The sequence below is a fragment of the Pseudoalteromonas sp. '520P1 No. 423' genome (genome assembly GCF_001269985.1).
Taxonomy (GTDB): Bacteria; Pseudomonadota; Gammaproteobacteria; order Enterobacterales; family Alteromonadaceae; genus Pseudoalteromonas.
The window spans coordinates 345846-359019 of sequence record NZ_BBZB01000001.1; the positions used below are offsets into that span (position 1 = coordinate 345846).

Consider the following 13174-nt stretch of genomic DNA (forward strand, 5'->3'; position numbering starts at 1 on the left):
ATCCTTAATATTAGGCTTGAAAACAATTCAAATTAAATTGCAGGCAGTATATATAAATTATGGACGTATAATTGTCTGAAATTGTAAGAATACGTTAGTTAAAGTACATTAAAGCCCTGATTGAGATAATAATTCAGTGAGTGCTTTTAACCCTTTACCTTTATTGCTTATTTTCCATGCTAAAAAACATTCAGCTGTATTAGTGCTACCTAAATTAATTTCGATGAATTCCCCTGTTTTTAAATACTGCTCTATTCTATGGCGAGGCAAATAACCTATTCCTACGCCGGCTAATTGCGCTGCTATTTTTTGACCTATATTTTGAACATATAAAATTTGCTGACTATCAATCAAACCTGCTGTACGAGCTACATTTACTTTAGTGGTGTCATGAGTCACAATACGCCTTATATTTTTAAGTTCAGCCTTAAATGCAGATGTATTTTTAGCTAAACTAGCCTTTGGATGCGCGCTTGAAATAACTGGAAGCATATCAATTGATTGCAAAGGGACGGCTCTAAAACCTTTTTGTAATGGTACGGGGCCAGTTACACCAACAGCTAAATCAACTTCATCATGTTCCAATGCATCCCAACCACCATTTAAAACACTTTCTCGAATATCTATTTCAATTGTTGGGTGCACAAGTAAAAATTCCGATAACACCTTAAAAAATAAGTCTTTATCAATCACTGAATCAATTGCGATATTTAATTTTGTTTCCCAACCTGTTGCAACTTGCTTTGCTTTATCAGCTAATAAGCTTGTTGCTTGCAAGATCAAACGTCCCTCATCTAATACAAGCCTGCCAGCGGCTGTTAAAACAGATCTTCGTCCTTGACGCTCAAATAAAGTGATATTTAATTGCTCTTCAAGTTTTTGCACGACATAAGAGAGTGCTGACGTTGCTTTATTCAGTTCTTCAGCTGCTTTTGCAAAACTTTGTCGTCTGTCTATTGCATCTAAAACAGTTAAAGCCTCTATTGTTATTGGGTTCTTATTCATAAATACACGCATTTAATTGTTCAAATTATTTGAACATTCTAATCTAAAAACCACTGTGTTTTGAAATTTTAAATTCAATAAACTGGTTACATCAAATCGACAGAGCACTATAGAGGAATTAATTATGTCACTTTCAACAATAAAACAACTTATACAAAATACAACATTTTCAAAATCAGGCTTCGACACATTAGCATTACGTTTAGGTGCAGGTACTATCTTTTTTGCCCATGGTGCACAGAAACTATTTGCCTGGTTTGGTGGTTACGGACTCGAGGGTACTGGAGGTTGGATGGAATCAATCGGTATTACACCCGGCATTTTAATGGCTGCAATGGCTGGCTCTGCTGAATTTTTTGGTGGTTTATTTTTAATACTCGGTTTATTAGTACGCCCAGCTTCGATTGTATTAGCTATCACTATGCTAGTTGCTATTTTTAGCGTCCATATCAGCAATGGTCTATTTATGAGTAATAACGGTTATGAGTTTGCACTCGCCTTACTAATTATCAGTATCAGCTTAGTATTTAGAGGTGCAGGCAGTATAAGTTTAGACAAATTAATAACTAATAAGTTAGGAGCATAATCATGGGTTTATTACAAAACGGTCAATGGGTTGATGCATGGTACGAAACTGAAGCAAATAAGGGTGAATTTAAACGCCAAGCCAGCAAATTTAGAAATTGGATAACCTATGATGGTAGCGCAGGGCCAACTGGTAAATTGGGATTTAAAGCAGAAAAAGGCCGCTATCATTTATATGTTTCTTTAGCTTGCCCATGGGCACACCGCACATTAATTTTTAGAGCTTTAAAACAGCTTGAGGATTATATAGATGTCACTGTAGTTGATCCACTTATGGCTGAGAATGGCTGGGAAGTAAAAGATCCTTTATACGATTTTAATTATTTATATCAGGTCTATTTAAAAGCCGATGCTCAATATGAAGGTCGTGTAACAGTGCCCGTTTTATGGGACAAACAAACAAAAACAATCGTAAACAATGAATCAGCTGACATTATCAAAATGTTTAATACTGCATTTAATCAGCACACTAATAATCAAGATGATTATTACCCTAAGGCAATGCAGAATAATATCGACCAATTAAACGTTCGAATTTACTCTGACATCAATAATGGCGTGTACCGCAGCGGATTTGCAACAAGCCAAGAGGCATATAAAACCGCTTATCACACCCTTTTTGATGCGTTAGATTGGGTGGAAGGCATACTCACAAACAACAGGTATTTAACAGGTGATTCGCTCACTGAAGCTGACTGGCGATTATTTACAACACTCATACGCTTTGATGCTGTTTATCATGGTCATTTTAAGTGTAATAAACAAAAGTTAGCCGACTATCCAGCAATCAGTGGCTATATTCGCGAGCTTTATCAAATCGAAGGGATTAAAAATACAGTTGATATGACACATATAAAAGATCATTACTACAAAAGTCATAAAAGTATTAATCCAACTGGTGTTGTTCCTATCGGCCCTGAACTTAACTTTATGCGACCTCATGGTCGTAATGAAATGAAAATAAAAGCTGGAGTGAAATAATGAGAAAACTCAAACAAGTTGTTAATGCCTTAACTTCTAAAGATGGTGATGGTGTAAATATTCATAGAGTGGGCGGACAGCACGTTCATCAGCTGCTAAACCCATTTTTAATGTTAGATGAGATAAACTCAGACAATGCAGGTGATTACATTGGCGGGTTTCCATCGCATCCACATCGCGGCTTTGAAACCATCACTTATATGAAAGCAGGAAAAATGCGCCATAAAGATCATATGGGCAATAACGGCATCATTGAAAGTGGAGATGTACAATGGATGACAGCAGGTAAAGGCGTTATTCATTCCGAGATACCTGAGCAAGAAAATGGCTTATTACACGGTTTTCAAATTTGGTTAAATTTACCTGCCAATGAAAAACTTAAACCTGCAGCTTATAGAGATTTACGCAATACTGATATTCCTAAGTTAACACTTGAATCAGGCGGTAAAGCCAGTGTGATAGCTGGTACTTTAAAAAATCATGAGCAACAAGCAATAGGGCCTTTACCTGATCTTTCAACTCAACCTATATTTTTAGATATTGAACTTAATGCAAACGAAGTTGCTGAACTTAAATTTAACAGCCACAACCCCGCATTAGTATTTATTTACCAAGGTGAATCTACCGAACTAAAATATCGCCAAATGGGGCTATATTCCAAAGGAGACTCCTTGTCTATACAAGCCAATAACCAAGAATTAAAGGCGATTATTTTAAGTGGTACACCAATAAATGAACCGATAGTGCAATATGGTCCGTTTGTAATGAACTCTAGAGAAGAAATTAATCAAGCGATTCAGGATTATCAAAATAATCAGTTTGTATGATGATCCACAGCTAACTTTGATTGAGGTGTCAAAACCTCAACAAGGAGTCATCATGAGTATGAACTCCTGATAAGAAATTAACCGAGGGAGTCATAATTATCAAAATAATCAATTTGTCTAATAGACCGCCAGTTCTCCATGAATATCGCCACTCTTCTGATTTAGTTGGTATTTTATACTTAACGCGAATATTTAAGTTTAAGGTAGGCTTTACAGTTACATATGAAAGGCATTAAAGTTTCAGTAGAACAATTACAGCCGGGTATATTTATTCAGCTACCGCTTAAGTGGTTTCAACATCCATTCGTATTAAATAACTTTAAAATAAAATCGACAGTTCAAATTAAAGTAATCAAAAACCTAGGCATCAAACATGTTATCGCCTTTCCAACAAAAAGTGATAAGAAACCACTTACTGTAAGTGAAATATGTATTGAAGTTGCAACAAATCCAACAGAGGCCAATGAATTAAAAGACGAACTAACGGTTTTAAAAGAGCTAAGAATTGAAAAATTAAAACAATTCCGTCGCAATATAAATCGCTCTGAAAAAAACTTTAAACGCTCAATGCTGCATGTTCGCACCGTGATGAAAGATATTCGCAGCAGGCCAGTACAAGCAATAGATCAAGCTAGCCAATTGATAGACGAAATATCAGAGCAGTTATTAAGTAAAGGCGATATTGTTTTACACTTAATGAGTGAGTCAAAAGAAGACGAAAATCTATATTACCACTCATTAAATGTGGCCATTTTAGCTATGCTTATTGGTAAAAAGAAAGGGCTAGCAAAAACATCTCTAACAACATTAGGTATGGCCGCATTATTTCATGATATTGGTAAACTGAAAGTTCCCACTCAAATATTACGCAAAACAGCAGCACTAACCGGCCCAGAAGAAAACTTTTTAAAATTGCACCCGCAATACAGTATTGAATTATTAGATTTAGCTCATGACTTTGATAAAAAAGCCAAACGAATAATTGAGCAGCATCATGAATTATACGATGGCAGTGGCTACCCAAATAAACTTAAAGGTCATCAGTTAGACCCTTTGGCAAATATACATAGCGTTGTGAATAGTTACGATAATTTATGCCACCCGAGCGACACTAAAAAAGCTAAAACCCCCTATTCTGCTTTATCCCATTTATTTAAAAGAGATAAGCATAAATATGAACCTCATTCATTAGGCTTATTCGTTAAACTTCTAGGAATTTACCCACCTGGAACAGTTGTAGAGTTAGATACAGGGCAAATTAGCTTAGTTATATCAGTAAATTTAAGTAAGTTACTATTTCCTAATGTGCTCATTTTTGATCCACTAATTCCCAAAGAACAGGCTGTGATCATAGATTTAGATGAATCACATGAATTAAAAATTGCTAGAGCATTAAATTTAAATCAGATATCCAAAGAGGTATATGAATATTTAAGCCCTAGAAGTCGTGTTAGCTATTTTATAGAGCAAGTTAAATAGCCTATTTAAAATTAGGGTTTTAGAAATTCATGAGTTTTAACCACTTGCTCTCTTTGAGAAAAACTTAACATTTGATCTGCAACTGCACCTGAATTTCCTGATTGATAAATTTCAGATAATACATTTTTCATGCCTGCCATCGCTGCGCGTTGCAAATCTGAAGGGATAATTATGAGTTGATAACCAAGCTGCTTTAAGCGTATCGTTGATACTAAAGGTGTTTTACCGCTATGAAACATATTAATCAATTTAGGGCCGGGAACTTGCTCCGCTATTAATTCTATTTGCGCTACTGTTTCTGGTGCTTCTACAAAAATCATATCAGCACCTGCCTCAACATATGCTTTAGCTCTTCCAATGGCATCTTCAAACCCAGTAACAGCAATGGCATCAGTTCGTGCAATTATCATCATGTTACCAGCATATTTTTTTGCAACTGCAATCTTATGTTTCATTTCTTCAATACTGATCAGTGACTTGCCATCTAAATGACCACATCGCTTAGGAAACTGCTGATCTTCAATGTGCAATGCAGCCACTCCAGCATTACTAAATCGCTCAACTGTTCGCTTAACATTTATTTCATTACCAAACCCTGTATCCGCATCCGCTATGACAGGTAAATTGGTTGATTCAACTATTTGCCTCATTCTGTCTGCAACTTCAGTTAAAGTGAGTAAACCAATATCAGGTACCCCAGTACTGCGCGCAATAGCCCCACCGCTTGCATAAATTGCGCTAAAACCTGCTTGTTCAACTAAGCGCGCCGATAAACCATCAAATATACCAGGTGCCGTTACTATGCTTTGCAGCTCAATTAATTCAACTAATCTATTGTTTTTCATGATATATACCTGTTTAAAAGTGAAACATTCCAAGTAAAGATATAAAACTACTTGATTACTTTATTGAATAAACAGCATATACTGCCCACAAATGTCTTTCTTACTAATAAATGACTATTTATGTCGACTAACGGACACGACTGGAAATTATTTAAACCTAGGCTGAGTATATTCAAAAAACTGCCTTATCCAGTTTTTATGAAAGCAAAAGATTTGCCTCCTAGAGGAAAAGTAATTGGTCACAAACATGATTGGGACCAATTGATTTATGCAGTATCAGGCTTATTAGAAGTCAATAGCATTAAAGGCGATCACCTTATTCCATCAGGGCAAGCTATATGGATACCAGCCAATCAACTTCATAGTATTGCCACAATTAATGGGGCAAAACTTCGCAGTGTGCATCTACAGAAAGGTCTAATAAATCAATTAGATAAAGATATTACAGTATTAAAAGTTGATAGTTTAACCAGAGAGTTAATTAGCAAGGCAACTCACTTTCCCTTTTCTGAAACCATCAATTCTAGTTTTACTAAGCAACAAACCCGCTTACTTAATGTGCTAGTTGATGAAATAACACAACTAGAACAAGTACCTTTATGCCTGCCTTTATCAAACGATCCATTATTGTTACCCATTCTGATTTGGCAGCAAAAAACTCCTGATAGTAATAAAACATTACAAATGTGGTCACAGGAATTGGGCGCTAGTACAAAAACAATAGCCAGACGATTCGACTCAAAACTCGGTATTAACTTCACTAAATGGCGAGAACAATTAAGATTACATAAAGCAATTCAATGGCTAAGTGAAAATAGATCAGTGACAGATGTCGCTTTAAGTTTAGGATATGACTCACTGCCTGCATTTATTCAAATGTTTAAGAGACAAACAGGTACTACACCTGGAAAATTTGTAAATATTAAATAAACAGTATTCGTCAATTTGCTACATTTCGCCTCCTTTATTCAAAACAACCATCCAACACCTTAACTTTATTCAATAAGTAAACTTACTCATCACTTTTAATATATTGATTTAAATACTTTATGAACAAGAAATTATGAATGACATCAAACCCTTTTTACCGATCATAAAGGCGCTTACCTTAAATATAGTTATTGCCACTTCAAGTGTAGAAATAACCATAAAATACAGTCGGTTTTAAGATATTAAAATTACAAAGCCGCCTCTTTAATGAACATTTTTTACATTATTATCAATTAGAGACTGAAATGAAAAAAATAATACCAATTCTAGCTGGATTAGCTGTTTCACACGCCCACGCAAATGTTGTGATCACTGAGTACGTTGAAGGTGGTGGCACAAATAAAGTGATCGAAATATCCAATCTTGGCACTGAGAATGTAAATCTGAAAGAGCAAGGTTACAAGCTCTCTTTGTACTCCAATGGCTCAGCAACGGCAACAGGTGAAACAGACCTGATTGGCACTTTAATACCCTCATCTAGTATTGTTATTTATAATAATGGTGCAACAGATGCGTTTAAAAAATCGGCACCACAAGGTATTGATGGCAGTAGTTCAGCTAACTTTAATGGTGATGATGCTGTTGTTTTATCTAATTCAGCAGGGATTGTTGATAGCTTTGGTCAAGTGGGTGTTCGTCAACAATGGTCTAATGATGATGGGTTTAATTCTAAAGATAAGACCTTACGCCGCTTAGAAAGTATCACTGAAGGCGATAGTATTTCTGACGAGGATTTTACTAGTCAAATGTCACAATGGGCTACTTTTGATAAAGATACTTCTGACGGCTTAGGCTGCATGGGTGAAGCTGCTTGTACAGGTAATGAACCTCTACCTATTGAAGAAGTCGATAATACACCGCCAGGTGTTGTGATTATTTCAGAGTACATTGAAGGTGGTAGTAACAATAAAGTTATCGAAATATCTAACATTGGTGGCTCTGACGTTGATTTAGCACCTGAAGGATATAAATTAGAGCTATTTTCTAATGGTGCCAGTGAAGCAAACTCTGAGGCATTATTACAAGGTTTATTAGTACCCGGTTCAAGTATTGTTATATACAATAACGGCGCAACCGATGACTTTAAGAAAGAAGCACCTCAAGGGATTGAAGCATCAAACGTCATTGCATTCAACGGTGATGATGCCATTGTGTTATCAAATAAAGATGGCGTTGTTGATAGTTTTGGTCAAGTTGGCGTTCGCCAACAGTGGACAAATGACTCAGGTTTTGATTCTAAAGATAAAACCTTACGTCGATTAGGAACTGTATTAACTGGTGATACTATTTCTGATGATGACTTTACAAGTCAGTTATCACAATGGTCTGTATTTGATAAAGATACTGCAGATGGCCTTGGTTGTACTGGTGAAGATATCTGTACAGGCACTGAGCCACAACCAGGTGTAGGTACTGAAACCGGTGATGGAACCGGCGGTGGTAGCGAAAGCATTTGTACAAACTGTCCAGATATTACTAAAGTGGCAGATCAAGCTACATTTAACGATAGTGTTTATTACACAAATACGATTGCCGCAGATGAAAGTAACAAAACAGCCTTCAAAGCAGCTATCACACAAGATATATCAGCATTTCATAAACAGCTTAGTTATTCTGAAGTATGGACTGCAATGACTTATACAGATCAAGATCCTGCTATCGCAGATAATATTCTGTTAATTTATTCAGGTCGTTCAATTCCTAAAGCTGAGAATGGATCTGGTTCTGCTTCAACCAATCAAGATTACTGGAATCGCGAACACGTTTGGGCTAAAAGCCATGGTTTTCCTGATTCTAGCCAATTAGGTTATACAGATATTCATCATCTTCGCCCTGCTGATGTATCAATGAATACACAACGTAGTGATAATGACTTTGGTAATGGCGGTACTCCGGTAATAGAAGCACCCGAAAACTCAAAAAATGGTTCAATTTCATGGGAACCAAGAAATCCAGTTAAGGGTGACGTTGCGCGTATGATGTTCTATATGGATACACGTTATGAAGTGGGTAATGTCTCAAACATGCCTGATCTTGTATTAGTTGATAAGGCAGAAACATTACGCACAGGTTTCTCTGATGGCATAGGTGAACTTGGCAAATTATGTACTTTATTAGAATGGCATGAAAATGACCCAATTGATGAATTTGAATTAAAACGAAATAATACAATTTACGAATATCAAGGTAACCGTAACCCGTATATAGATCATCCAGAATGGGTTGATGTTATTTATAAAGAACAATGTGAAACACCTGTAGATAAAGCATTAACAGCTAGTATTTCTGGTGCTCAAAATGTTGAAGAAGGACAATCAATAACACTTACAGCTTCAGCTAACCTAGAAGATGTCACTTACAGTTGGCAACAAGTAAGTGGTCCTGAAATTACACTTTCAAATACAACCGAAGCGAACATTACATTTACGGCACCTGATGTAGACAGTGATACTGCAATTAGCTTTAGTGTAACAATTACAAAGGATAGTGAAACAGTTACTGAAATTGCAAGCTTTAACATTACAAATAAAACGGAAGAAGCTAAGCCTGAAGAAAATAAATCTTCAAGTGGTGGTTCGCTGTATTACTTATTTACGATGTTAATTGGTTTAACTTTATTCAGACGTAAATAGCATCCCCTAAGCCTCTCTCGTTCACCACTAGAGAGGCTTTTTAAAAACTTACAATCAAAACTTCCTCAAATACAGCTAATAAACTACCATAACCGCGATTTTAGTATTTTTTAAACATGGATTATTAATTTGCAAACTTTAGCGCAACTCAAGGCGGGACAGTTAAACGGAATTAAGCGGCTGCAACTTGTAGAAGAGTTGACTCAGTTTCCACAAGAGATTTTTGATTTAGCCGATTCTTTAGAAATATTAGACTTATCTAACAACAAACTCTCAAGTTTGCCTGAAGACCTATATCGATTACATCAATTAAAAATCCTATTTATTTCAAATAATGAATTTGAACACCTACCTAATGCTTTAGGTAAATGCCCTAAATTAGAAATGATAGGTTTTAAAGCCAATAAAATTAAAACCATCGCAGATAATGCATTACCAGTGCAAACACGTTGGTTAATTTTAACCGATAATAAAATAGAAAAATTACCTAACAATATAGGTAAATTACACAGGTTACAAAAGCTGGCACTGGCGGGTAATGAGCTGACTAAGCTGCCAGATACAATGGCAAACTGTAAAAATTTAGAATTAATTCGCTTATCAGCTAATAAATTAAAAGCATTACCTGATTGGTTAATACAATTACCTAAACTTGCGTGGTTTGCATGCTCAGGTAATGACTTTAATGCTAATACATCCAATAACAGCCAAGTTGCACAAGTAAAACTGACTGATTTTGAATTAACCCAGCAGATTGGTGAAGGCGCATCTGGTTGTATTCATAAAGCAAAATGGCTTAATCAACCAAATAGCTTAACGGGTACCTCACAAGATATTGCTGTTAAATTATTTAAAGGCGAAGTAACGAGTGATGGCTATCCTCAAGATGAATTAAATTGTTGTCTTACAGCGGGCGAACACCCTAATTTAATTAAAGTTATTGGCAAAATAGCCCAAACAAATCAACTTGGCTTAGTTATGGAATTAATACCAAGTACTTATGGTAATTTAGGCTTACCACCTTCATTAAAAACCTGTACTAGAGATACATTCGAAACCAACACTTCGTTTTCTATTTCTGAAATACTTAAAATCACAATACAAATGTCCACTACTTTAGCGCATTTACACAAAAACAAAGTAAGTCATGGTGATATCTATGCGCATAATACGATGTTCAATAATCGTTGTGACATGTTATTTGGTGACTTTGGCGCTGCAACTGATTTATCTGGTTTAACACGTATTCAACAAGAAGCCATTGAAAGTATTGAAGTTCGTGCGTTTGGTTGCTTATTAGATGATTTATTATCTTTGAATAACGAAAATAATTTAGTGGTTGATCAGCTTTACAAGATAAAAGATAACTGTATGCAGCAAATAACATCTCAGCGACCAAAATTTGCTGAGATTCATCAGGTGTTAAGCGGTATAACTCATTCACTGATACAAATGACTGTTGAGTAATCTCACTCTATTACTTAATTATTTTTTAACCCAATCCTAAGCAGATAAAAACAGTATTTATCTGCTTTTCATAATCTAATATACAAATCTAAAGGCGTTAATTTAGGCTCTTATAAAAAACGCAGTTTTATTCATTAACAGATCCACCACCTTCTCATAAAAATTAAACGTACTTGTCATCTAGCAGTAAAAATTAATGGTTAAATTTCGATTTCTGACATTTTTTCATTGAGATTTTTGGTGGTTTTTATGGAACAAAATATTATTCAGATTGATGCGCATTCAAATGCGCTAAGCTTTGATATTATCAATGCAAAAGCAATATCATTAACGCATAAAAGTTCACTACTTAATTTATTAAATCGTCATTATAAAACTTTAACGGTTAATGACTTATTTGATCATAACGAACACTTAGAAAACCTATATATTTTAGAGTTTAAATACAACAATCAAATCATAGCTGCTCGCCAAATTTATTTTGTGCCTTTTATTAAAATGGCACCACAATGGGCGCAAGATATCGCAAAGCATTTCAATATAAAACGCTTTGCCATAGGCTCTAGAGCTATAGTTCACCCTGACTTTCAAAACTTACAATTAGGTCGTCGATTAATCAGAAAAGGCAATCAATACGCTTTTAATCATTTTAAAGTAAATTGCATACTTGGCTCGTCGACCAGCATAGGAGCAATGGCACTGTATATGAAACTTGGTGCATATATGTATAAACCGAGTTTATCTTCCTTGCCACTAAAGCCTAAAAAACGCGTACTCCCTTTATTTAAACGGTTAACCAGTTCAAGAGAATTTAAATTATTAAGATTAGATGTACCATTAAAATATCTTTATTTTAATGTACCTACACCTAAAAATATGGAGCCTTTTTTATATCAAAATCCGAAACAAAAAAACGATAAAATTTCCGCATATACTCATTGTAAATAACGGGGTTTTACTAGATATTAAACATACTTAAAATTAATAAATAAAATGATATTTAAGCTATGTTTAAAATAATAAAAATACCCACATTATTACTATTAGTATGTTGTTTTACATCATTAACACACGCAAATGCGTACCTAGATCACAATGAAAAACAGATTGTTACTGAAGTTAAATTAGCCATACCAAAAGCCTTACAAGAAATAGAACAAGCCGTTAATATCAATAGTGGTTCAATGAATATTGCAGGTGTAAAGCAAGTTGGCGAATTGGCCAAACAACAGTTATCTGATATTGGCTTTGATGTACAATGGCTAGATGGCAGCGAATTTAATCGCGCAGGCCATATTTTAGCAACCCATAATAGTAAAAAACCTAATGCACTTAAAGTTTTAATGATCGGTCATTTAGATACTGTATTTGCAAAAAATGATGACTTTCAAAAATTTAAAATGTTAAGTGATACGCAAGCCGCAGGGCCAGGTGTAGCCGATATGAAAGGCGGCAATACCATTATAATTTCAGCAATGCGTATTTTAAAAAAGCTTAATTTACTTGATAACATCAGTATCAAAGTGCTGTTAACAGGCGATGAAGAAAGCAGTGGCCGACCTTTATCTTTGTCTAAAAAAGCCATCGTAGATAGCGCAATTTGGGCAGATATTGCATTAGGTTTTGAAAATGGTGATAACAATATTAATACTGGCATGGCTGCTCGTAGAGGTTATACCGGCTGGACTTTAAATGTATCAGGCAAACCAGCACATTCGTCACAAATATTTAATGAAGAAATCGGCTACGGTGCAATTTATGAAACAGCCCGTATTTTAGAAGCTTTTCGAGCGCAATTAGAACAAGAAGAAAACCTTACATTTAACCCAGGCATGATTATTGGCGGCACTAATATTGACTACGATAAAGCTAAGTCTAGCGGTTCAGCCTTTGGTAAAAGCAATGTGATAGCGCAAACAACTAAAGTAAGAGGTGATTTAAGGGCGCTATCAAACAGCCAACTTAAAAAAGCTAAGCAAACGATGCTAAATATCGTTAAAAACAACCTAAACCATACAAGTGCTGAACTTATTTTTGAAGCCGGTTATCCTCCTATGGCGCTCACACAAGGGAACTTAGATTTATTAGCGCAATATAGTCAAATCAGTCAAGATTTAGGTTATAACCCAGTAAAACCTGCTAACCCTCGAAAAGCTGGCGCTGCCGATATTTCATTTGCCGCAGAACATGTTGATATGGCACTTGATGGTTTAGGGTTAATGGGCTGGGGTGCACATACTAAAAATGAAGTAGCAGACTTAACCACTTTAAATAAAAATATCGAAAAAACTGCAATATTAATTTATCGTTTATCTCAACAAAAATAAGCGATTGTAATTATCACACAAAATCCAAACTACTT

Annotated in this window: 11 protein-coding genes; 9 read left to right on the forward strand and 2 right to left on the reverse strand. The window is 35.3% G+C overall.

The genetic code is table 11. From position 1 onward, the window contains the following. Positions 1 to 108 precede the first annotated feature (108 nt). Entirely contained in the window at positions 109 to 1005 is an 897-nt protein-coding gene (locus tag PSA_RS01640; protein WP_042148931.1) for a LysR substrate-binding domain-containing protein, read from the reverse strand. 124 nt (positions 1006 to 1129) lie between these two features. Between PSA_RS01640 and PSA_RS01645 the strand changes: the two genes are divergently transcribed. From PSA_RS01645 to PSA_RS01660, 4 genes are all read left to right on the forward strand, one after another. Then, positions 1130 to 1591 carry a DoxX family protein gene (locus tag PSA_RS01645; RefSeq protein WP_082305598.1) on the forward strand — a complete coding sequence of 154 codons (462 nt, stop codon included), beginning with the start codon at positions 1130 to 1132 and terminating at the stop codon, positions 1589 to 1591. A gap of 2 nt (positions 1592 to 1593) precedes the next feature. Continuing rightward, positions 1594 to 2571, forward strand: coding sequence for a glutathione S-transferase family protein (locus tag PSA_RS01650; RefSeq protein ID WP_042148933.1), 978 nt, complete (start codon positions 1594 to 1596; stop codon positions 2569 to 2571). After that, entirely contained in the window at positions 2571 to 3398 is an 828-nt protein-coding gene (locus PSA_RS01655) for a pirin family protein (protein ID WP_042148936.1), read from the forward strand. Before PSA_RS01650 ends, PSA_RS01655 begins: the two co-directional genes overlap by 1 nt. 222 nt (positions 3399 to 3620) lie before the next feature. Further along, the gene (locus PSA_RS01660; protein WP_042148939.1) at positions 3621 to 4877 is read left to right on the forward strand and encodes an HD-GYP domain-containing protein; all 1257 of its coding nucleotides are present in this window, start codon (positions 3621 to 3623) and stop codon (positions 4875 to 4877) included. A gap of 11 nt (positions 4878 to 4888) precedes the next feature. Here PSA_RS01660 and PSA_RS01665 read toward each other — a convergent pair whose 3' ends face one another. Beyond that, positions 4889 to 5722, reverse strand: a complete 834-nt coding sequence (locus PSA_RS01665; RefSeq protein ID WP_042148942.1) for an oxaloacetate decarboxylase — start codon at positions 5720 to 5722, stop codon at positions 4889 to 4891. 120 nt (positions 5723 to 5842) lie between these two features. Between PSA_RS01665 and PSA_RS01670 the strand changes: the two genes are divergently transcribed. The 5 genes from PSA_RS01670 to PSA_RS01690 all read left to right on the forward strand — a co-directional run bounded on the left by PSA_RS01670 (position 5843) and on the right by PSA_RS01690 (position 13139). Next, a complete protein-coding gene (locus tag PSA_RS01670) occupies positions 5843 to 6652 on the forward strand; it encodes a helix-turn-helix transcriptional regulator (RefSeq protein ID WP_082305599.1) in 810 nt (269 codons plus the stop codon). 305 nt (positions 6653 to 6957) lie between these two features. Continuing rightward, on the forward strand, positions 6958 to 9345 hold the full coding sequence (locus tag PSA_RS01675) for an endonuclease (protein WP_052380124.1): 2388 nt from the start codon (positions 6958 to 6960) through the stop codon (positions 9343 to 9345). Positions 9346 to 9474: 129 nt separating this feature from the next. Beyond that, positions 9475 to 10812 carry a leucine-rich repeat-containing protein kinase family protein gene (locus PSA_RS01680; protein ID WP_042148944.1) on the forward strand — a complete coding sequence of 446 codons (1338 nt, stop codon included), beginning with the start codon at positions 9475 to 9477 and terminating at the stop codon, positions 10810 to 10812. Positions 10813 to 11061: 249 nt separating this feature from the next. Then, positions 11062 to 11760, forward strand: a complete 699-nt coding sequence (locus tag PSA_RS01685; RefSeq protein ID WP_042148947.1) for a GNAT family N-acetyltransferase — start codon at positions 11062 to 11064, stop codon at positions 11758 to 11760. Positions 11761 to 11828: 68 nt separating this feature from the next. Next, a complete protein-coding gene (locus tag PSA_RS01690; protein ID WP_042149095.1) occupies positions 11829 to 13139 on the forward strand; it encodes a M20 family metallopeptidase in 1311 nt (436 codons plus the stop codon). Positions 13140 to 13174 lie beyond the last annotated feature (35 nt).